Source organism: Blastococcus aurantiacus, from assembly GCF_900102425.1.
Classification (GTDB): Bacteria; Actinomycetota; Actinomycetes; order Mycobacteriales; family Geodermatophilaceae; genus Blastococcus; species Blastococcus aurantiacus.
Window position 1 is genome coordinate 41,316 of sequence record NZ_FNBT01000007.1, and the last position, 20,167, is coordinate 61,482.

Sequence of the window (20,167 nt, forward strand, 5' to 3'; positions counted from 1 at the left end):
GCGCGCGCCGGTACGGGGCGCCGCCGATCACGCCGGGGGCAGCTGCTCCTGGGCGGCGGCCTGTGCCGCCGTCTCGTCCTGGGTGGCCGGCGCCTCGACGGGGACGCCGATCTCGGCGGACACGGTCGCGGGGGCCTCCGCCGCCGGCTCCGCGTCGCTCGCCGGCTGCTGCGCCGCGGCGGCTTCGGCCGCGGCCCGCTCGGCGGCGATCCGGGACTGCTCCTCGGCGCGCGCGGCGGCCTCGCGGGCACGCTCGGCTGCCTGCTCGGCGAAGTCGGCGGCGAGCCAGTCGTGGTTCTCGCGGAGCAGCGCCCACAGCCGTTCGACGTGCGCCCGGGTGGTGGTGGGTGCGCCGACGGCCACGCGCAGCACCACGGACCCGCGGACGGTGCTGTGGGTCAGGAAGACCTCGCCGCCGTCGTTGAGCCGCTCGAGCAGGGTCATGGTGGCCACGTCGGCGTCCACGCCCGCCGGCCAGCGCGGTGTCAGGCACACCAGGGACAGCGGGTGCGGGGTGAGCACGTCGAACCGGTCGTCGGCCTCCGCCCAGCCGGCCAGCTCCTGGGCGAGCGCCACCGAACCGCGGATGTGGGCACGCAGGCCCTCCGCGCCGTACCAGCGCAGGACGAACCAGAGCTTGAGGGCGCGGAACCGGCGGCCCAGCGGGACCTGCCAGTCGCGGTAGTCGACGACGGCGCCGGCATCGGTGGCGGCGTTGCGCAGGTACTCGGGGAGGATCGCCAGGGCCCCGGTCAGGGCGGCGCGGTCGGCGACCCAGAACAGGGTGGCGTCGAAGCCGGTGAGCAGCCACTTGTGCGCGTCGGTGGTGTAGCTGTCGGCCCACTCCACGCCGTCCTGGAGGCCGCGCAGCTCGGGGACGACGGCGCTGACGCCGGCGTAGGCGGCGTCGACGTGCAGCCAGGCGCCGTGCTTCTGGCAGATCGGGCCGATCGCGGCCAGCGGGTCGACGGCGGTGGTCGACGTGGTGCCGACCGTGGCGCAGACCAGCACGGGTGTGTAGCCGCGGGCCACGTCGCGTTCCATGCGGGCCGCGAGCGCGCCGGGGTTCATGGCGAGGTCGCCGTCGACCTCGACGATGCGGACGGCGTCGCTGCCCAGACCCGCGATGCGCACCGCCTTCTCCATGGAGGAGTGGGTCTCCGCGGAGACGTAGACCGTGGCCCGGTCCGGCTCCACGCCGCGGCGGACCGTGCCCCCGCCGCTGCTGCGGTGCAGGGCGGCGAGCAGGGCGACGAGGTTGCCCCCGGAGCTCGAGTCCTGGACGACGCCGCCGCCGGTGGAGGTGGAGCGGAAGGACGCGGGCAGTCCCAGCAGGTCGGCGAACCAGTCCAGGACGTGCTGCTCGAGCTCGGTGGCGGCGGGGCTGGTCACCCAGGACATGCCCTGGACGCCGAGCCCGGCGGAGACGAGGTCGCCGAGGACCGAGGGCCCGGACGTGTTGGCGGGGAAGTAGCCGAAGAAGCCGGGGTGCTGCCAGTGCGTGAGCCCGGGGACGACGACGCGGTCGAGGTCGCCGAGGACGTCGGCGAAGGGCTCGCCCTGCTCCGGGGGAGCGGTGGGCAGCGCGGCGCGCACGTCGCCCGGCGCGACGGTCGACCGCACGGGGAGGGAGCCGATCCGCGTCCAGTAGTCGGCGATCCAGTCGACGACCTCGTGGCCGTGCTGCCGGAACTGCTCGGGAGTCATGTGCGGAGCGGGCTCGGTCACCGCGTCAGCCTATGGAGTGATCCCCCCGCACCTCCGCAGGAGGTGTCGTGCCGAGCGGGGGCCCGGAGGGTCTCCCGAGGCTCGACGGGACGAAAGACGAAGACGCTGGGACCTGAGCGGAGTTGGTCTGGTCGTGGCGAGTGGGGCCCGGAGGGTCCCGCGCAGCCGCGACGGACACGCTCAGAGCAGCCGGGGAACGGCTCGTGGTGGCGGTGTCGTCCGGAGGACGACGATCGAGCAGAGTGCCCCCGGTGCGACTCGAACGCACACTGCGCGGGTTTTGAATCCGCTCCCTCTGCCGATTGGGGTACGGGGGCGTGCCGGTCCGGCCGGCAGCCGGATCAGCCTAGCGGGGGCCCGGGGGGCGCCGACGTCGCTAGGCTCGCACCCGTGAGCAGCGCGCCGGCCCGGGTCCTCATCGCCGAGGACGAAGCACTCATCCGTCTCGACCTCAAGGAGATGCTCGAGGAGGAGGGGTACGAGGTCGTCGCCGAGGTGGGGGACGGGCAGCAGGCCGTGGACCGCGCGGCGGAGCTGGCGCCGGACCTGGTGATCCTGGACATCCAGATGCCGGTGCTCGACGGGCTGTCGGCCGCCGAGCAGATCGCCTCGGCGCGCATCGCCCCGGTGATCGTGCTGACCGCGTTCAGCCAGCGGGAGCTGGTCGAGCGTGCCCGGGACGCCGGTGCCATGGCCTACCTGGTGAAGCCGTTCTCGAAGAACGACCTCGTGCCGGCCATCGAGGTGGCGCGCGGCCGGTTCGCGGAGATGGCGGCGCTGGACGGGGAGGTCCGGACGCTGCAGGAGCGGCTGGCCGCCCGGCAGGTGGTCGAGAAGGCCAAGGGGCGGCTCATGGCCGAGCGTGGCATGACCGAGCCGGACGCCTTCCGCTGGCTGCAGCGCACCGCCATGGACGAGCGGACGTCGATGAAGGCCCTCGCGGAGCGGATCCTGGCCGGCGAGACGCCTCCGGTGCCCGGACCCGCCTGAGCACGTCGGCGACCTTCGGTAGAGCCACTCCATCCACGCCTAACCTTGCCGATCTTCGGTCTCGGAGGCGCTCTGCCTTCGAAGCTACGGTCGGGGTTCCCAGCCGTGTGACACAGGCCGGAATCGCCCGTCCACCGGCGCTCCACCGGGCGATCACGAGACGGTCACGAAACCACCGACGCCGACCGAAGTGGGACCGGTCGCGCCCTACTGTTTGCCAGCCGCTCCCACCGGGACGGCACAACGACCACCGACGAGGCCGAATCCCGGCCCGTCGATCTGGCTCTGGAGGACATGTGCGTTTCTCGGTCAAGACGGGCGCGCCCCTGCTCGCCATGGCGCTGGCGCTCACCGCCTGCGGCACCTCGGGCGGCGACGACGAGGAGGCCTCGGGCGGCGGCGGCGAGGCCGGCACCTGCGAGGACGTCTCCCTCGGCTACTTCGGGGCCCTGACCGGCTCCGCGGCCAACCTGGGCATCAACATCCGCAACGGCGTCGAGCTCGCTGTGGACCAGTTCAACGAGGAGAACGCCGACTGCCAGGTGGGCCTGGAGGAGTACGACTCCCAGGGTTCGCCCGACCAGGCCACCGGCCTGGCCACGCAGGCCATCGGCGACGAGACGGTCATCGGCATCGTCGGCCCCGCGTTCTCGGGTGAGTCCGAGACCGCCGGCCCGATCTTCGCGGAGGAGGGCCTGCCCACCATCACCGCGTCGGCCACCAACCCCACCCTCGCCGAGAACGGCTGGGACACCTTCCAGCGCATCCTCGGCAACGACGCCAGCCAGGGCCCGGCGGCCGCGTCGTACATCAGCGACGTGCTGCAGAGCCAGAGCGTCTTCGTCGTCGACGACGCCTCGGCCTACGGCAAGGGCCTCGCGGACATCGTCAACGAGGAGCTCGGTGACGTCGTCGTGGGCGACGACACCATCCAGACCGGTCAGACGGACTTCTCCGCGACCGTGACGGCGATCCGCAGCTCCAACGCCGAGGCCGTCTTCTTCGGCGGGTACTACGCCGAGGCCGGTCTGCTGGTGCAGCAGATGCGCGCTGGCGGCGTCGAGGCGACGTTCGTCGTCGCGGACGGCGTGAAGGACCCCGGCTTCATCGAGGCCGCCGGTGACGCCGCCGAGGGCACGATCATCACCTGCCCCTGCCTCCCCCCGGAGGAGAGCCAGGAGTTCTTCGACGCCTACCAGGAGGCCTACGACACCGCTCCGGCCACCTACTCGGCCGAGGCCTACGACGCCGCCAACGTGTTCCTCGAGGGCATCCTCGAGGGCAACACCGACCGCGAGTCGCTGCTCGAGTGGGTCAACGACTACGAGGGTGAGCAGACCACCAAGACCGTGAAGTTCGACGAGACGGGCGAGGTCGAGAACATCTCCGTCTGGGCCTACAAGGTGGTGAACGGCGAGATCGTCGCCGACCAGGAGATCGAGACCGACTGATCTCCGTCTGACCCACCAGGGCGCGGCCGGGCCCCCTCGCTGAGGGGACCCGGCCGCGTCGCCACCTGCAACCCGGAGACCTCGTGTCCTTCCTGATCGACAACTTCGTCGAGCTGACCGTCACCGGTCTCGTGCTCGGCGCCGTCTACGGCCTCGTGGCCCTCGGCTACACGCTGGTCTACGGCGTGCTCCAGCTGATCAACTTCGCCCACTCCGAAGTCTGGATGTTCGGCAGCTTCGCCGCGGTCTGGGTGACCGTGGCCCTCGGCGTCGCCCCCGGCAGCGCGCTGCCGGTCGTCATCGGCGTCCTGCTGCTGGCGCTCCTGGCCGCCATGACCGTCAGCGGTGGCGTCGCCCTCCTCCTGGAGCGCGTGGCCTACCGCCGGCTCATCCGCCTGGACGCCCCCAAGCTCGTCGCGCTCATCAGCGCCATCGGCGCCAGCTTCGCGCTGGCCGAGATCATGGGCCTGCGCGACCGCGTGGCCGGCTGGTTCGGACTGCGCGACACCCTCGACCCCTACGTCCGCTCGGCGCGCGACAACACCCGCTTCCAGAACCCCCTCGAGACCGAGGGCGTGTTCACGGTGGGCGGCTACACCGTCAGCAACGTCGACATCATCATCATCGTCAGCGCCATCCTGATGATGGTGGCGCTCGACCAGTTCATCCGCCGCACCCGTACCGGCCGGGGCATCCGCGCGGTCGCGCAGGACTCCGAGGCCGCGGCGCTCATGGGCGTCAACCGCAACCGGATCATCCGCGCGACGTTCCTCGTCGGCGGCATCATGGCCGGCGCCGCGGCGCTGCTGTACCTGATGCGCTTCGGCGTCACCCGCTGGAACGCCGGGTTCCTGCTCGGCGTGAAGGCGTTCACCGCTGCCGTCCTCGGAGGTATCGGCAACGTGCGCGGCGCGCTGCTGGGCGGGTTCATCCTCGGCCTGGCGGAGAACTACGGTTCGGCACTGATCGGATCGGAGTGGCGCGACGTCGTCGCGTTCCTGCTGCTGGTCGTCATCCTGCTGTTCCGGCCCACCGGCCTGCTCGGCGAGAGCCTGGGGAGGGCGCGCGCATGACCGAGGGAAAGGCTTCCCCCGACACCGAACCCGCCTCGGCGCGCTCCATGGCGTGGGGCCCGCGGCTCGGCTGGGACCGCGGTGCGCTGGCGCGCCGCGTGACGGCACTGCCCAGGCCGGTGAAGTGGGCCCTGATCGGGCTGGTGGTGGTGCTGCTCTACGCGCTGCCGCTGCTGGAGATCCCGATCGTCAGCACCCCCGACACGGACTTCGGTGGAGTGCTGTTCACGGTGGCCAGCTACGTGCTGGTGGCCCTGGGGCTCAACATCGTCCTCGGGTACGCCGGCCTGCTCGACCTCGGCTACGTCGGCTTCTACGCCATCGGCGCCTACACGGTCGCGGTGCTGGGATCGCTGCAGGCGCAGCTGTCCTGGTGGCTGCTCATCCCGCTGGCGGTCGTCCTGACGACGATCTCCGGCATCCTGCTGGGTGCGCCGACCCTGCGCGTGCGCGGGGACTACCTCGCGATCGTGACGCTCGGGTTCGGCGAGATCATCCGTCTGACGGCGCTGAACACCGAGTGGCTCGGTGCGGCGAAGGGGATCACCGGCGTGCCGCGCCCGCCGAGCGTCGAGCTGTTCGAGGTTCCGCACCTCAAGTGGGAGGGCGCCACGGCGGTCGTCGACCTCGACGACACGACGAGGTTCCTGTTCTTCGGCGTGGCCGACCAGACGCCGTACTACTGGCTGACGCTCACGGTCATCTTCCTCGTGCTCGGGGCCGACCGGATGCTGCGGCTGTCCCGGATCGGTCGCGGCTGGGAGGCGACGCGGGAGGACGAGGACGCCGCCGAGCTCATGGGCGTCCCGACGTTCAAGTTCAAGCTGCTGGCCTTCGCCTGCGGCGCGTTCATCGGCGGGCTCTCGGGCGCCCTGTTCGCCTCGCGCCAGGGGTTCATCAACCCCGAGTCCTTCCTGCTGCTGCTGAGCATCCTGTTCGTCGCCGCCGTCGTCGTCGGCGGTGCCGGCAACCGCTGGGGCGTGATCCTGGGCGCGGTCGTCGTGGCCTACCTGCCCGAGCGGTTCCGCGGGTTCGAGGAGTGGCGCTTGCTGGTCTTCGGCCTCGCGCTGCTGCTGCTGGCCAACTTCCGCCCGCAGGGCCTGATCCCGCCGAGGCGCGCCAAGCGCGCGCAGGCCGTCGACGAGCAACTCGAGGCCCTCGAGGAGGGAACCGCCCGTGCCTAGCACCTCCGTCTCGGAGCAGCCCGTCACCCGCAACGGGGCGGCGCTGCTGTCGCTCGACGACGTCAGCATCCAGTTCGGTGGCCTCAAGGCGCTGGACGGGGTGAGCTTCGACGTGCGCGAGGGCGAGATCCTCGGGCTCATCGGACCCAACGGCGCCGGCAAGACGACCTGCTTCAACGTGATGACCGGCGTCTACCAGCCCACCTCCGGTGAGGTCCGCTTCGCAGGGGAGCCGCTGGGTCGGCGCAAGCGCTTCGCCATCACCCGGTTGGGGATCGCGCGCACGTTCCAGAACATCCGGCTGTTCGGCAACATGACGGCGCTGGAGAACGTGCTCGTCGGCGCCGACGCGCACCACCGCACCAACGTCATCGACGCGCTGGTCCGGTCGCCCCGGCACCGCCGCGAGGAGCGCGAGGGCGAGGAGACCGCCCGCGAGGTCATGAAGTTCCTCGGTCTGGAGCGGCGGGCCGACGAGCTCGCCCGCAACCTCTCCTACGGCGAGCAGCGCCGGCTGGAGATCGCCCGGGCCATGGCGACCAAGCCGCGGCTGCTGTGCCTGGACGAGCCGGCCGCCGGCTTCAACCCCGCGGAGAAGGCCCAGCTCATGGACCTGATCCGGCGGATCCGCGACGTTCGCGGGCTCACCGTGCTCCTCATCGAGCACGACATGGGTCTGGTCATGGGCGTCAGCGACCGGGTGGCCGTGCTGGAGTTCGGCCGCAAGATCGCCGAGGGGGCACCCGTCGACGTCCGCAACGACCCGGCGGTCATCGCCGCCTATCTCGGCACCGAGGCCGACGACGCCGGCGAATTCGACCAGGAGGGGGATCTCTGATGCTGCTCGAGGTCGAGGGCCTGTGCGTCAACTACGGGCGCATCGAGGCGATCCGCGACATCACGTTCAGCGTCGAGCAGGGGTCGATGGTCACCCTCATCGGCGCGAACGGCGCGGGCAAGACGACGACGCTGAAGACCCTCTCGGGCCTGCGCAAGGTCCGGGCCGGCGCCGTCCGGTTCCAGGGCAAGGACATCACCCACATGGCCTCGCACGAGCGGGTGCCCCTGGGCATCAGCCAGTCGCCCGAGGGGCGGCGCATCTTCCCGGGCATGAGCGTGGTCGAGAACCTCGACATGGGCGCCTACTCGCGGGCCGACCGGGCCAAGACGCGGACGGCGGACCTGGAGAGGGTCTTCGGGCTGTTCCCGCGGCTGCACGAGCGGCGGGACCAGCTGGCCGGGACGATGTCCGGCGGCGAGCAGCAGATGCTGGCCATCGGGCGCGCGCTGATGTCCCGGCCGACGCTGCTGCTGCTCGACGAGCCGTCGATGGGGCTGGCTCCGAAGCTGATCCAGCAGATCTTCTCGATCATCATCGACATCCGGGAGCAGGGCACCACCGTCCTGCTGGTCGAGCAGAACGCCGCGCAGGCGCTGAAGATCGCCGACAGGGCCTACATCCTGGAGACCGGCGAGGTGGTCCGCACCGGCACCGGCCGGGAGCTGGCCGCGGACGACAGCGTGCGGGCTGCCTACCTCGGCGGCGACGTCTGACCGGCTGACGCAGCACCTCCACCGGGGCCCGGGCGTCGATCACGACACCCGGGCCCCGGTGCGTCCGGCCGGGCGCCCCGGAGCCGGTTGCTCACCGTGCGGTCGCATCTCGCACCGCGCGTCCCGTCCGTCACAGCGGGCGGCGCGTCGTCGCTACCGGTTGTGCACAACGGTGCACCCTGCGCTCAACTCGTAGGGGGAGGAAGCTGTGCCCGGGTCTGCAGCGCGGTCCAAGGTCGTCACGCGGGTGGCTCGTCCCGTGGACCTGCCCGTCGTCCTGGAACTGGTCCGCCAGCACCGGGTCGAGTCGCACATCGAGGAGGTGCTGACCGGGCACCCGCCGGTGCACGCGGCCGGTGCCGGCTTCCGCCGGTTGCTCGACGACCCGGGCCACCGCGTCGTGCTGGCCGTCCTGCCCACCGACGACGGCGAGATCGGTGTGGGCCTCTCGGTGCTCGGCCTGGACCCGCTGTCCCTCGTGCTCGGGACGCCGCAGGTCACGGTGGACACCTTCGTGGTGCACCGCGAGCACCGGAGGTCCGGTGTGGGAGCGGCGCTGCTGGCGGCGGCACTGGCCTACGCGGCCGAGAACGGGGCCTCCTACGTCGTCGCCGCGGTGACCCAGGAGGCCGACCGCCAGCGCTTCTTCGCCCGCATGGGCTTCGCGCCGCTGACCACGCGGCGCATCGCGTCGGTGCACACGCTGGGCCGCTCCCTCGCGGCGTGGCAGCGGCGGCGGCTGGGGATCATCCCGCTGTCGCGCCGGGTGACCGGCGTCGGCCGCCGACGCGTGCCGCCGCTGCCGTCGGCTACTGCCGGTCGCTGAGGGTCATGCAGGTGAGCCGGGCGGTCGCGGTCGTCCGGCCGGCGTCGTCGGTGACCTCGATGAGGAAGGTCGACAGCGTGCGGCCGCGGCGCACCGGCGTGCAGACCGCCGTCACCGTGCCGGAGGTCGCCGCCCGCAGGTAGCTGGCGTTCAGCTCGATGCCGACGACCTGCTTGCCGGGTCCGGCGCCGACGGCAGCCGCCACCGAGCCGATGGTCTCCACCAGGGCGCAGGTCGCCCCTCCGTGCAGCAGGCCGAAGGGCTGCTCGTTGCCGGCGACAGGCATGGTCGCGACCAGCCGGTCGGGGTCGAAGTCGACGACCTCGATGCCGAGCTTGTCGTCCAGCGGGCTCCGCATGCTGCCGGACAGCCATTCGGGGGGTGCAGTGGTCACCCCCGCACCGTAGCCAGCAGACGGCCGACCCCGGGTGTCGGTGCCCGCAACTAGAGTCGGAGGCGATGTCCGCTCCGGTCTCCACCTCCGCGCCCGCCGCCCCCTCGGCTACGGCCCACCCGCCCGCCCCCCGTCCGCGCCTCCTGCTCCTCGACGGGCACTCGCTGGCCTACCGGGCCTTCTTCGCGCTGCCGGTGGAGAACTTCTCCACGACGACCGGCCAGCCCACCAACGCCGTCTACGGCTTCACGTCGATGCTGATCAACATCCTGCGCGACGAGCAGCCCACCCACCTCGCCGTGGCGTTCGACGTCGGCCGCAAGACGTTCCGCAGCGAGATCTTCGCCGAGTACAAGGCCAATCGCGCCGAGAGCCCGACGGACTTCCGCGGGCAGGTCAGCCTCGTGCAGGAGGTGCTGGGCGCGCTGCGCGTCCCGGTGATCACCGCCGAGGGCTACGAGGCCGACGACGTCATCGCCACCCTGACGGTGCAGGCGGTCGAGCAGGGCATGGACGTGCTGATCGCCACCGGCGACCGGGACGCCCTGCAACTGGTCAACGAGCACGTCACCGTGCTCTACCCCCGCAAGGGCGTCTCGGACATGACCCGGTTCACCCCGGAGGCCGTCCAGGAGAAGTACGGCCTGACCCCGACGCAGTACCCGGACTTCGCTGCGCTGCGGGGCGACCCGAGCGACAACCTGCCCAGCATCCCGAGCGTCGGCGAGAAGACCGCGGCCAAGTGGGTCCGCGAGTACGGGTCCCTCGACGCGCTGGTCGACCAGGTCGACACCGTCAAGGGCAAGGTCGGCGAGAAGCTGCGCGAGCACCTGTCGTCGGTGATGCAGAACCGCCGGCTCACCGAGCTCGACCGCGCCGTTCCGCTGGAGATCGGCCCGGAGGACCTCGCGGTGCAGGCGTGGGACCGCAACGAGGTGCACACCCTCTTCGACAACCTGCAGTTCCGCGTGCTGCGCGACCGGCTCTTCGCCACGCTCACCAGCGCCGAGCCCGAGGTCGAGGGCGGGTTCGAGGTCGACCTCGACGAGCTGGCGCGCGGCGAGCTGGGGGAGTGGCTGGACACCCACGCACGCGGCCGCACCGGCGTCATCTTCCGTGGCATTTGGGGGCGGGGCACCGGCGAGCTGACCGGCATCGCGCTGGCCGGTGGTGACGACCACGCCACCTTCGTCGACCTCGGCCCCGGCCTCGACGTCGCCGACGAGCAGGCGCTGGCCGCCTGGCTGGCCGACCCCGACCGGCCGAAGGTCGTGCACGAGGTCAAGGGCCCGCTGCTGGCGATCTGGGCGCGCGGCTGGGAGCTGGCGGGGATGGTCAGCGACACCGCGCTGGCCGCCTACCTCGCGCTGCCCGGGCAGCGGTCCTTCGACCTCGGCGACCTCGCCGTCCGCTACCTGCGACGCGAGCTCAAGGACACCGCCGAGCCCGAGGGCCAGCTGACCCTGGACGGCCTCGGCCCGACGGAGGACGACGTCGCCCGCGAGGCCGCGCACGCCGACGCGCTGAAGGCCGTGGCCGTCAACGACCTCTCCGACGCCCTGGAGACGGTGCTCGGCTCGAAGGGTGGCGACGCGCTGCTGGGCGGCATCGAGCTGCCGCTGACCCGGGTGCTGGCCGCCATGGAGTACCGCGGGATCGCCGTCGACCTGGACTTCCTGCACGACCTGCAGAAGGAGTTCGCCGACGGCGTCGCCGCGGCCGCCGCCGAGTGCTACGCCGTGATCGGCCGCGAGGTGAACCTCGGCTCGCCCAAGCAGCTGCAGGCGGTCCTCTTCGACGAGCTGGGCCTGCCGAAGACGAAGAAGAACAAGACCGGGTACACGACCGACGCCGATGCGCTGACCTCGCTGCTCGCCTCGACCGGCCACCCGTTCCTCGAGCACCTGCTGCGCCACCGCGACGTCACCCGGCTCCGGACCGTCATCGACGGGCTCATCCCGATGGTCGACGACGTCTCGCGGATCCACACCACGTTCCAGCAGACGATCGCGGCGACCGGCCGGCTCTCCTCGACCGACCCGAACCTGCAGAACATCCCGATCCGCACCGCCGAGGGCCGCCGGATCCGACAGGCGTTCGTCGTGGGCCAGGGCTACGAGTCGCTGATGACGGCGGACTACAGCCAGATCGAGATGCGGATCATGGCGCACCTGTCCGGTGACGAGGGCCTGATCGAGGCCTTCATGTCGGGGGAGGACCTGCACTCCTTCGTCGCCTCCCGTGCCTTCGACATCCCGATCTCCGAGGTCGACCCGGAGATGCGGCGCCGGATCAAGGCGATGAGCTACGGGCTGGCCTACGGGCTGAGCGCCTACGGGCTGTCGGGGCAGCTGCGCATCTCGGTCGAGGAGGCCCGCGAGCAGATGCACGCCTACTTCGAGCGCTTCGGCGGCATCCGCGACTACCTCGACGGCGTGGTCGACGATGCCCGGCAGACCGGCTACACCGAGACCACGCTGGGCCGGCGGCGCTACCTGCCCGACCTGACCAGCGACAACGGGCAGCGGCGGCAGATGGCCGAGCGCATGGCCCTCAACGCGCCCATCCAGGGCTCGGCGGCCGACGTCATCAAGGTCGCGATGCTCAACGTCGAGAAGGCGATCGCCGCCGAGGGTCTCGAGTCCCGGATGCTGCTGCAGGTGCACGACGAACTCGTGCTCGAGGTGGCGCCGGGGGAGAAGGACGCCCTGGAGACGCTGGTCCGCCGCGAGATGGCCGGCGCCGCCGAGCTGTCGGTGCCCCTGGAGGTGTCGGTCGGCTTCGGCCGCACCTGGAACGACGCCGCACACTGAGGATGGCGTCCGTCGGCCTCGCGGACCGGGCGTTGAGCTATGGCGAGGCCGGGGTGACGGCGCCGGGGGACGCGGTGTGGACGGCGCCCGCCGGTCGCCGCGCGTACGAGCGCTGCGTCCGCGTGGGCCACGGCGACGAGACCTGGGCCCAGGCACGGGCGGCGTTTCTCTGCTGGGGGGTCAAGACCCGCAGCGGCTTCGCGATCGAGCCGGCGTCCGGGTCGGACCCCGGCGTGCGGGACGGTGCCGACTACTGGCTCGTGGCCGCTGTCGGCCCGCTCCGGATCCGGGAGCCGGCCCGCGTGGTCGGCGTCGTCGACCGGCCGGACCGGTGCGGGTTCTCCTACGGCACGCTGGAGGGGCATCCGGTCTCAGGCGAGGAGGCGTTCGTGCTGCACCGCGACGGCGACGGGGTCGTCCGGCTGACGCTCCGCTCAGTGACCGCCCCCGGGGCCGGTCGGTGGCGCCTGGCGTTCCCCGAGGTCCTGGTCGCCCAGCGCTGGTACCGCCGCCGGTACGCGCGGGCCCTGGCCGCGGGCTGACGCGGTGCCGACGACAGCCCTCCGGCGCACCGCGGACCTCGACGACGCCACGCTGTCGGGGATCCGAGGCCTGCTGGACCAGGCGTTCGACGGCGACTTCGCCGACCACGACTGGCAGCACGCCCTGGGCGGGACGCACGCTCTCGTGCACGTCGAGGGTCGGCTCGTCGGCCACGGCTCGGTGGTCCGGCGGCAGCTGCTGCACGGGGGGCAGCGCCTGCGGGCCGGCTACGTTGAGGCGGTCGCGGTCGCGCCGGACCGTCGCCGACAGGGCGTCGCGACGGCGGTGATGGACGCGCTCGAGGCGGTCATCCGCGCTGACCACGACCTCGGCGCCCTCAGCGCGTCGGAGGACGGCGCCGGCCTGTACGCCGCGCGTGGGTGGCTGCTCTGGGAAGGGCCGACCTCGGTGCTCACGGCCGAGGGCACCCGCCGGACCCCGGAGGACGACGGGTCGGTGCATGTGCTGCCCGGCTCCGTGCCGCTGGACCGGCGTGGCGAGCTCACCTGCGACTGGCGCGACGGCGACGTCTGGTGAACGGCCCGGCCGTGGACCTCCCGCCCGGCGTCGCCCGCATCCTCGTCGTCGGCAGCTCGGGCGCCGGCAAGACGACGATGGCCAGGGCGCTGGCCGAGCGCCTGGGCGTGCCGCACACCGAGCTGGACTCGCTGTGGCACGGACCCGGTTGGGTGCCGAGGCCGGAGTTCGAGCAGGACGTCGAGGCGATGCTGACGACCGGTCGCTGGGTGACGGAGTACCAGTACCGGCCGGTGAAGGACCGGCTCCTGACTCGGGCGGAGGCCGTGGTGTGGCTCGACCACCCGTTCTGGTTGGTCGCCGGACGGTTGCTGCGCCGGTCGCTGGTCCGGGCGGTCACGCGGCGGGCCTACTGGAACGGCAACCGCGAGAGCTTCGCGATGTGGCTGCGTCCGTCCCACCCGCTGCGAATCGTGTTCAGCCCGGAGTTCAGTGCGAAGCGCCGGCGTACCGAGGCGGAGCTGGCCGCAGCCGCGGCGCGCGGCGTCGTCGTCGTCCGCCTGCGGGGTTCCCGTCAGGCCGACCGCTGGCTCGCCGCCCAAGGGTGAGCCGGGCCGGCGCGTGGAGCCGGGCCGCGCTGTGCGGCCCGGCCCCACGTCAGGTCACCGGGTGCCGGTGGTGAAGCTCCAGCGGGTGGTGCTCAGCGGATCACCCACCGCGTCGCGGATGGCCGTCCCCCCGCCGGTGAGGGTGACGCCGTACTTCGTCCGGGCGGCCAGCGTCGCATGGGGATCGATCGTGACGGTGCGGCGCGTGGCGTTGTAGGTCACCTTGGCGGTGACCGTGGCGCCGGACGAACTGCGCAGCACCGCCGTGCGGGTGCTGATCCCGGTGACGGGCTCGCTGAACGTGGCGGTCACGTTGGCGTTGCGGGCCACGCCCGTGGCGTTGACCGCGGGCGTGCGCGCCGTGACGGCGGGCGCGGCGCCGGTGGTGAACGCCCAGCTGCGCGTGACCATCGGGTTGCCGGCCCTGTCGCGGATCCCCGTGGTGAGGGTGGCCGTGTACCGGCTGTTCGCCGCCAGCGTCGAGACGGGGTCGAGGGTCGCGACCCGAGTGGTGGCGTTGTAGCCCACCGTCGCCCGGAGTGCCTTGCCGTTCCGGTCCTTCAGCACGAACGTCGTCCCGCTCACGCCGGTGACCGGCTCGCTGAAGGTCGCCGTCACCTTGCCGGTCACGGCGACGGACGTGGCGTTCGTGGCCGGCCGGGCCGTCGTGAGGGTCGGGGCCGGGCCGGTGGTGAACGTCCAGCTGACCGGGACGAGCGCGTTCCCCGCGGTGTCCCGGACGCCCGAGGTGAGGGCGACGGTGTACCGCGCGTCCGCGGCGAGGGCGGCGGTCGGGTCGAGCGTGGCCGCGCGGGTGACCGCGTTGTAGCCGATCGTCGCGGGCACGATCTTCCCGGCCTTGTCCTTGAGCACGAACGTCGAGCCGCTCACGCCCTGCACCGGTTCGCTGAAGGTGACGGACACGCTGCCGCCGACCGGCACGGCGGTGGCGCCGGATGCGTGCGACCGCTTGGCGAGCACCGGGGCGGTGGTGTCGCCGGCCCCGACCGCGATCGTGCCGGACAGCGCAGCCGTCCCGCCGTCGTAGTCGACGAGCTCGTCGTCACCCGTCGCGCCAGCGAGCTGCCACGTGTAGCTGCCTGTCGGGAGCGCACCGCCCATCCCGTCCTTGCCGTCCCAGGCGACGGTGGCGGCGCCGTACGGGGCGAGGCACGGGAGGGTGCGGACGACGGTGCCGGCCGCGTTGCGGATCTCCACCTCGCAGTCGGTGAGGACCCGGGACGTGACGACCCGCGCGGTCCAGGTGCTGCCGCCGGTCAGCTTCGTGACGGTGGTGGGGGCGGCCAGCAGCCGCGGCGCGTCCGCGTACTCCGGCAGCGTGAGGACCGACGGCAGACCCCCCTCCGAGACGAACGCCAGCAGGTTGCCGTCGACCGCCATGGCGTGCGTCGGGGAGTCGAACTGCTGGATACCGCCGTCCGCGAGGGAGACCGCGGTGGGGTAGCAGTCGTTCATCACGCAGTCGAGCCCGACCGCGTACCCGGTCGAGAGGTCCTCGACGGTGTCCAGACCGAGGCTCGTCACGTCCGTGGCCGGCTCGTCCAGCTGCGTGACGTCGAGGATCTTCCGGTCGCTCTGGTAGCTGCCACCGATACCGCCGGCGCGCCAGGTGAAGTCCCAGCTGACGACGTCGCCGGCGATGACGACGTCGCCGAACATGTCCTCCCCGGGAGTCGCCTCGCGCAGCTGGACCGGATCGGCGCCCGTGCGCAGGTCGCTCAGCCAGACCGCTCCGTCGCGGCCGAGGCGGACGAGCCGCTCGCCCCAGAGGTCGTAGTCCCTGGCGTCCGGCAGGGCCGCAACCTCTCCCGTGCGCAGGTTGCGGAGGGCCCAGGTGACGGGGGCGTCTTCGGAGGACGATCCTTCGAGGAGGATTCGGTCACCGGAGAGCGTGGTCCGCCCGGCGTCCGCGTTCAGCTGCTGCGTCGTGTCGCCGTCCCGCAGCCTGCCCGGGCTGGGGAAGGTGTTGTCGCTGTACGAGATCCGGTCCCCGGAGAGACTGAGCGCGACGGCGGTGGCGTTGCGGGCGACGAGCTGTTCCGGCGCGGCCGAGGTGCCGCCGCTCCCGGAGCTGATGTCGCGGACCCACAGGCTGTCGTCGGGGCTGGAGTTGTCCGTCCAGGCCACCCGGCCCGGGGCGATGGCGACCGCGCGGGCCTTGCGCGGCTTGGCCGGAGCGGTCACCAGCGGGGCGGGGGAGGCGCCGGACAGCGGCACGGACCAGATGCCCGCGGTGCCGAGCGCTCCGGTGCGGGAGACCAGCAGGGTGCCCGAGCCGTCCGCGGACGGGCCGGCGGCGTCAGCCCCCCACGAGGGTTCGAGCAGGGGCTCGGCTGTCGGCGAGGACCCGTCCCAGGTCATGAGGGCATTCCCCTCGGCGGTCCGGACGAAGAAGGCCACACCGTCGTCGGTCGGCACGACCCACTCCACCGGAGCGCCCGTCAGGCTCTCGGGCTCTGATCCGTCCAGGGGGACCCGCGTCAGCGTCGGAGGGGTCGCGGAGGAGTTGGAGCACCAGAGGGCCGTGTCAGCGATCCGACACGAGCCGCCGCTCGGCACGACGAGCGGATCCGTGGCGCCGGAGCCGTCGTAGGGCAGGTACACCTGGCTGCTGGTCATGCCGGACCAGCTCTGGACGACGGCGCCCAGCGGACCGGGCTCCACGAATGTGCCGGGGCCCGTGCCGTCGACCGTGCCCATGACCGTCTGCGTGCCGCCGTCGAGCACGTCGACCGCCACCAGGTCGGTCGGGTCCGGTGACGGCGGCATGCCGCCGGACGGGACCAGGCGCCGCGCGACGTAACCATGCGGCGTGCTCGAGAGGTAGGTCAGGTCGTCGGGGACGGCGACCGTCTGCAGGGTGGAGTCACCGATCGTGCGCCACGTGAAGGCCCGGGCGGCGTAGTCGTAGTAGGACAGCAGCTCCCCGGTCACCTTGGCGTACGGGAAGCGGGACTCCTTCTCGAGCGCCCCGCCGGTCGCTTGGATGCGCACGACCGAGTACGGGTCCTCGTCACTGCGGTAGATCACGCCTCCCGCGGTCCGGATCACAGGGGTGAGGACGGCGGGCGTCGTGGTGGGGCCCGCCTCCATGAGGGGAAGCGGCTCAGGTGCGGCAGCCAGCGCGGGGGCGGCGCCCAGCACGCTCGCGCCGGTCGCCACGATGGCGAGCAGGCTGATCCGGGTACGGCTGCGCAACACGTGCTCCAGGAGGTAGGCGGTACGCGGCGTGATCGACCGCATGCGCACCGTAGGGGTAGACCCGCGGGATGGGGGCGCAAGCGGTCTCGGAACGCTCGTGTCGCGAGTTCGCAGGTCACGTGCCTGCTGGCAGACTCGCGCCGCATCGCCGACAGCAGCGACGCGGGAGTGGGGGTGCAGGTGGTCGGAGCCACGCGAGCGCGGCCCGCCACCCGGGGTCGTCGGAGCGCTCCCGGCCCGTCGAGCCTCGAGGGATGGGCGCTGGGCCTGCTCGTCCTCGGTGGCCTGGCGGTGCTGCCGGGTGCGCTCAACCGCTTCGTCCTGCCCAAGCTGGCGGTCACCGCGGCGGGGGTGGCCCTGGCGTTCCGGGCGCCGTCCCGCGGCCGCCTGCCCCGTGCGGTCCTCCTGCTGTCGGGGGCCGCGGGCCTGGTCGCCGTCGCCGCTGCTCTCGTCGGCGCCGATCCGGTCGCCGGCCTGGTGGGCGCCGCCCCCCGGTACGAGGGCCTGGCCGTCGGGCTGCTCTACCTGGGGGCTGCAGTCAGCGGGGCGAGGCTGCTGGGCCCGGCCCGGTCCGCCGGCGTCGAGAGCCTCCTGCTCCGCTTCCTGGCGGTGGGTGCGGTCGCCGTCGCGGCGCTCGCGGTGCTCGAGACGTTCGGCATCCGACCGCTGGTGAGCGATGTCGACCGGCCGGGCTCACTGCTCGGGAACGCCAGCGACCAGGGCGCGTGGGCGGTCCTCGCGCTGGGGCCGCTGCTGGCGGCCGCGGTGCGGTCGAGGCACGCCCACGCCCGGGTCGGCGCCGTGGCGGCAGCGCTCGCCGTGGTGCTGTCCGGCTCCCGCGGAGCGCTGCTCGGCGCGGTCGTCGTCCTGGTCGTCCTGCTGGTCGCGCTCCCCGGCCGGCGCGTGCGGCTCTGGCTGGCCGGCTCGTTCGTGGGGATCGTCGCCGCGGCGTTCCTCGTGCCGGGCGTGCGCCGACGGGTGCTCGGAGCCGGTCTCGCCGACGACACGGCGAGCGGGCGCGCCACGCTGTGGCAGGAGGCGCTGGAGCTGTACACCGACCGGCCGGTGCTGGGTACCGGCCCGGGCGGCTTCGGAGACGCGGTCCGGAGCGTCCACGAGGCCGGCTGGTACGCCGCGCTCGGCACGGAGAACCCTCCGGACAGCCCGCACGCCTGGCCTCTGCAGGCGCTGTTGGTGGGTGGGCCGCTGCTCGTGCTCCTGGTCGGCGTGCTGGGGGTGCTGGTGGCGCGGCAGGCCTGGAGGGGCGCCCGGGGCGACCCCGCCCGGTCGGTGGGGGCGGCCGTGGGGCTGGGCGCCGGCCTCGCCGGTTACGCGGTCGTGCTGCTCGTGCACTTCACCGGACCCGGCCACACGCCGCTGGCGGCGCTGTTCGCGGGGGCGCTGCTGGCCGGGCCGGCGGAACGCTCGGCGCGTGCGACGGCCGATCGAGTCGTGGCTGTCGGCGCGTGGGCGTTCGTCGCGCTGGCGGCGTCGGGCGCGGTCGCCGAGATCCCGCTGCGGCACGGCGTCGTCGCGGTGGGCGAGGGGGACCTGGCGGGGTCGGACGACGCGTTCGGCGCAGCGGCGGCGCTCCGCTGGTGGGATCCCTCCGTGGGCCGGGTGGCCGGCCACGCGTTCGCCGTGGTGGGCACCGGGACCGGGGATCCCGACGCGCTGCAGCGCGCCGATCGCTGGCTGGTCCCGCTGGCGGAGCAGCGCGCGGGCGCGGACGTCCACCTCGACCTGGGCGCGGTACGGGAGGCGCAGGGCGACCTCCCGGGAGCGGCCGCTGCGCTGGACCGGGCACTGCGCCAGGACCCGGCGAACCCCGACGCGCTGCTCCTGCGTGGCGTCGTGGCCGCGCGGCAGGGCGACTGGGACGGCGCGGAACGCCACCTGCTGGCTGCGGGCCGCTCGGCGCCGGAGAGCGCCGCGCCATGGGCGAACCTCGCGCGCGTGCACGAACTGGCCGGCAGGCCGGCGGCTGCGCGGATCGCGCGGGATCGGGCGGAGGCCCTGGACGGTTGACCGACCCCGACGACCGGTCACCTACCTCAGGCGACTGTCACCGTCGACTAGAGGTGGAGGGTCGTGCCGTTCCCGGCCTCCGTGCGGGGCACGTACGCGGCGCCGGCGAGCACCTCCGCCGTCTCGACAGCCTTCCGCTCGGTGCTGCAGACCACCCCGCTCAGCTCTCCCACCCAGGGCTGCGCCACCAGGTGGGCCAGCCGGCTCGGTCCGGCGGCGGACAGGCCCCAACCGGTCGCCGGCACGGAGGGGTCGACCGCGACCTCGGCATGGGTGACGAAGCAGACCTGCACGGCGGCAGTGAACTGCGGCGGTGGGTGCCGGGACAGCCATCCGGGCGCCCGCGCGTCAGGGGCGCCGGCAGACCAGGATCAGCGTGCCCGGGACCAGGGCGCCGCGCTCGGGGGACCACTGCCCCCAGGTCTGCGTCCGGCCCGGCGTCCACTCCGGCTCGACCAGGTCCTCCAGGACCAGCCCCGCACCGACGACGGCCCGCACCCAATCGCCGACCGTGCGGTGGTGCTCGACGTAGACCGTGCGACCCGACCCGTCGGTCTCCACGTAGGGCTGCCGGTCGAAGTAGGAGGACGTGATCTGCAGGTCGTCGGGGTCGGGCGAGTCGGGGAAGGGCCAGCGCATCGGGTGGTTCACCGACGCCACGAAGCGCCCGCCGGGCCGCAGCACCCGCGCCACCTCGGCCAGCACGGCACCGGCGTCGGCGACGAAGGGCAGGCCGCCGTACGCCGAGCACACGACGTCGGCCGATGCGCCGGCCAGGGGCAGGGCACCGGCGTCGGCCTGCAGCAGCGGCACCGCGATGCCGGTGGCCCGGTTGAGCTCCGCGGCGCGGGCGAGCATGCCGCCGGAGAGGTCCAGCGCAACGACGTCGGCACCCTGCCGGGCCAGCCAGCGGGCACACGGCGCGGACCCGCACCCGATCTCCACCACGCGGCGGCCCTCGACGTCCCCCAGCAGTCGGGCGTCGGCCTCGCGAAGACCTTCGGGACACCAGAGGAAGTCCGCGTCGCCGAGGTCGGCGCCGTGCTCGGCGAGGTAGGCCGGAGCTGCGGCGTCCCACCAGCGGCGGTTGGCGCGCGCAGACTCGTTCTGACCGGCCGGGCGGCGGGCGACGCCACCTGCTGCCGGGTAGCCGTCACTGCCCAGTGGCAGCCCGGCGTCCGGCGGAGGGATGAGGCTCATGACACGCCGATCGTGACACGCCGCAGCGGCCGACGAGGGCCCGGACCCAGGTGGACCCCGGCGTCCCGACTTCCGT

17 protein-coding genes and 1 tRNA gene are annotated in these 20,167 nt (G+C 73.2%); 12 read left to right on the plus strand and 6 right to left on the minus strand.

The window, feature by feature from the left end:
- Window positions 1-27 precede the first annotated feature (27 nt).
- Together BLS70_RS14640 and BLS70_RS14645 are read right to left on the minus strand one after the other, a co-directional pair.
- Window positions 28-1,728 (minus strand): pyridoxal phosphate-dependent decarboxylase family protein, encoded by a 1,701-nt coding sequence (locus BLS70_RS14640; RefSeq protein WP_255362487.1) that lies wholly within the window; start codon window positions 1,726-1,728, stop codon window positions 28-30.
- A gap of 243 nt (window positions 1,729-1,971) precedes the next feature.
- Window positions 1,972-2,045, minus strand: a tRNA-Leu gene (locus BLS70_RS14645).
- A gap of 73 nt (window positions 2,046-2,118) precedes the next feature.
- Here BLS70_RS14645 and BLS70_RS14650 point away from each other — a divergent pair.
- From BLS70_RS14650 to BLS70_RS14680, 7 genes are all read left to right on the plus strand, one after another.
- Window positions 2,119-2,718 carry an ANTAR domain-containing response regulator gene (locus tag BLS70_RS14650; protein ID WP_091769492.1) on the plus strand — a complete coding sequence of 200 codons (600 nt, stop codon included), beginning with the start codon at window positions 2,119-2,121 and terminating at the stop codon, window positions 2,716-2,718.
- 296 nt (window positions 2,719-3,014) lie between these two features.
- On the plus strand, window positions 3,015-4,169 hold the full coding sequence (locus BLS70_RS14655; protein ID WP_218122437.1) for a branched-chain amino acid ABC transporter substrate-binding protein: 1,155 nt from the start codon (window positions 3,015-3,017) through the stop codon (window positions 4,167-4,169).
- 83 nt (window positions 4,170-4,252) lie between these two features.
- Window positions 4,253-5,242 (plus strand): branched-chain amino acid ABC transporter permease, encoded by a 990-nt coding sequence (locus BLS70_RS14660; RefSeq protein WP_091769495.1) that lies wholly within the window; start codon window positions 4,253-4,255, stop codon window positions 5,240-5,242.
- A complete protein-coding gene (locus BLS70_RS14665) occupies window positions 5,239-6,426 on the plus strand; it encodes a branched-chain amino acid ABC transporter permease (protein WP_218122438.1) in 1,188 nt (395 codons plus the stop codon). Before BLS70_RS14660 ends, BLS70_RS14665 begins: the two co-directional genes overlap by 4 nt.
- Window positions 6,419-7,264 carry an ABC transporter ATP-binding protein gene (locus BLS70_RS14670; RefSeq protein ID WP_091769498.1) on the plus strand — a complete coding sequence of 282 codons (846 nt, stop codon included), beginning with the start codon at window positions 6,419-6,421 and terminating at the stop codon, window positions 7,262-7,264. The genes BLS70_RS14665 and BLS70_RS14670 overlap by 8 nt, the downstream gene beginning before the upstream one ends.
- Window positions 7,264-7,980 (plus strand): ABC transporter ATP-binding protein, encoded by a 717-nt coding sequence (locus BLS70_RS14675; protein WP_176946436.1) that lies wholly within the window; start codon window positions 7,264-7,266, stop codon window positions 7,978-7,980. The genes BLS70_RS14670 and BLS70_RS14675 overlap by 1 nt, the downstream gene beginning before the upstream one ends.
- A 247-nt stretch (window positions 7,981-8,227) precedes the next feature.
- The gene (locus BLS70_RS14680; protein WP_176946437.1) at window positions 8,228-8,806 is read left to right on the plus strand and encodes a GNAT family N-acetyltransferase; all 579 of its coding nucleotides are present in this window, start codon (window positions 8,228-8,230) and stop codon (window positions 8,804-8,806) included.
- On the opposite strand, the gene BLS70_RS14685 is transcribed toward BLS70_RS14680, so the two are convergent.
- On the minus strand, window positions 8,790-9,200 hold the full coding sequence (locus tag BLS70_RS14685) for a PaaI family thioesterase (protein ID WP_091769504.1): 411 nt from the start codon (window positions 9,198-9,200) through the stop codon (window positions 8,790-8,792). The genes BLS70_RS14680 and BLS70_RS14685 overlap by 17 nt on opposite strands.
- A 65-nt stretch (window positions 9,201-9,265) precedes the next feature.
- Between BLS70_RS14685 and polA the strand changes: the two genes are divergently transcribed.
- From polA to BLS70_RS14705, 4 genes are read left to right on the plus strand one after another with little or no spacing between them, the layout of a single operon-like run.
- On the plus strand, window positions 9,266-12,013 hold the full coding sequence (gene polA / locus BLS70_RS14690) for a DNA polymerase I (protein ID WP_091769507.1): 2,748 nt from the start codon (window positions 9,266-9,268) through the stop codon (window positions 12,011-12,013).
- A gap of 2 nt (window positions 12,014-12,015) precedes the next feature.
- Window positions 12,016-12,555: a DUF1990 domain-containing protein gene (locus BLS70_RS14695; RefSeq protein WP_091769510.1), complete on the plus strand. Its 540-nt coding sequence runs from the start codon at window positions 12,016-12,018 to the stop codon at window positions 12,553-12,555.
- Window positions 12,556-12,559: 4 nt separating this feature from the next.
- A complete protein-coding gene (locus tag BLS70_RS14700) occupies window positions 12,560-13,093 on the plus strand; it encodes a GNAT family N-acetyltransferase (protein ID WP_091769513.1) in 534 nt (177 codons plus the stop codon).
- Window positions 13,090-13,641, plus strand: a complete 552-nt coding sequence (locus tag BLS70_RS14705) for an AAA family ATPase (protein ID WP_091769516.1) — start codon at window positions 13,090-13,092, stop codon at window positions 13,639-13,641. The genes BLS70_RS14700 and BLS70_RS14705 overlap by 4 nt, the downstream gene beginning before the upstream one ends.
- A 54-nt stretch (window positions 13,642-13,695) precedes the next feature.
- Here the strand turns inward: BLS70_RS14705 and BLS70_RS14710 are convergent, their stop codons facing one another.
- Complete coding sequence (locus BLS70_RS14710; protein ID WP_091769519.1) at window positions 13,696-16,905, minus strand: Ig-like domain-containing protein; 3,210 nt, start codon at window positions 16,903-16,905, stop codon at window positions 13,696-13,698.
- A 132-nt stretch (window positions 16,906-17,037) separates the two neighbouring features.
- Between BLS70_RS14710 and BLS70_RS14715 the strand changes: the two genes are divergently transcribed.
- A complete protein-coding gene (locus BLS70_RS14715) occupies window positions 17,038-18,891 on the plus strand; it encodes an O-antigen ligase family protein (RefSeq protein ID WP_176946438.1) in 1,854 nt (617 codons plus the stop codon).
- Between the two features lie 47 nt (window positions 18,892-18,938).
- Here BLS70_RS14715 and BLS70_RS14720 read toward each other — a convergent pair whose 3' ends face one another.
- Together BLS70_RS14720 and BLS70_RS14725 are read right to left on the minus strand one after the other, a co-directional pair.
- Complete coding sequence (locus tag BLS70_RS14720; RefSeq protein WP_091769522.1) at window positions 18,939-19,184, minus strand: hypothetical protein; 246 nt, start codon at window positions 19,182-19,184, stop codon at window positions 18,939-18,941.
- A 55-nt stretch (window positions 19,185-19,239) separates the two neighbouring features.
- The gene (locus tag BLS70_RS14725) at window positions 19,240-20,091 is read right to left on the minus strand and encodes a class I SAM-dependent methyltransferase (RefSeq protein ID WP_091769525.1); all 852 of its coding nucleotides are present in this window, start codon (window positions 20,089-20,091) and stop codon (window positions 19,240-19,242) included.
- Between the last annotated feature and the right edge of the window lie 76 nt (window positions 20,092-20,167).

Coding starts and splice junctions, on each gene's coding strand:
- BLS70_RS14695 (WP_091769510.1), top strand. CDS start 12,016: ATGGCGTCCGTCGGCCTCGCGGACCGGGCGTTGAGCTATGGCGAGGCC.
- BLS70_RS14665 (WP_218122438.1), top strand. CDS start 5,239: ATGACCGAGGGAAAGGCTTCCCCCGACACCGAACCCGCCTCGGCGCGC.
- polA (WP_091769507.1), top strand. CDS start 9,266: ATGTCCGCTCCGGTCTCCACCTCCGCGCCCGCCGCCCCCTCGGCTACG.
- BLS70_RS14710 (WP_091769519.1), bottom strand. CDS start 16,905: ATGCGGTCGATCACGCCGCGTACCGCCTACCTCCTGGAGCACGTGTTG.
- BLS70_RS14675 (WP_176946436.1), top strand. CDS start 7,264: ATGCTGCTCGAGGTCGAGGGCCTGTGCGTCAACTACGGGCGCATCGAG.
- BLS70_RS14725 (WP_091769525.1), bottom strand. CDS start 20,091: ATGAGCCTCATCCCTCCGCCGGACGCCGGGCTGCCACTGGGCAGTGAC.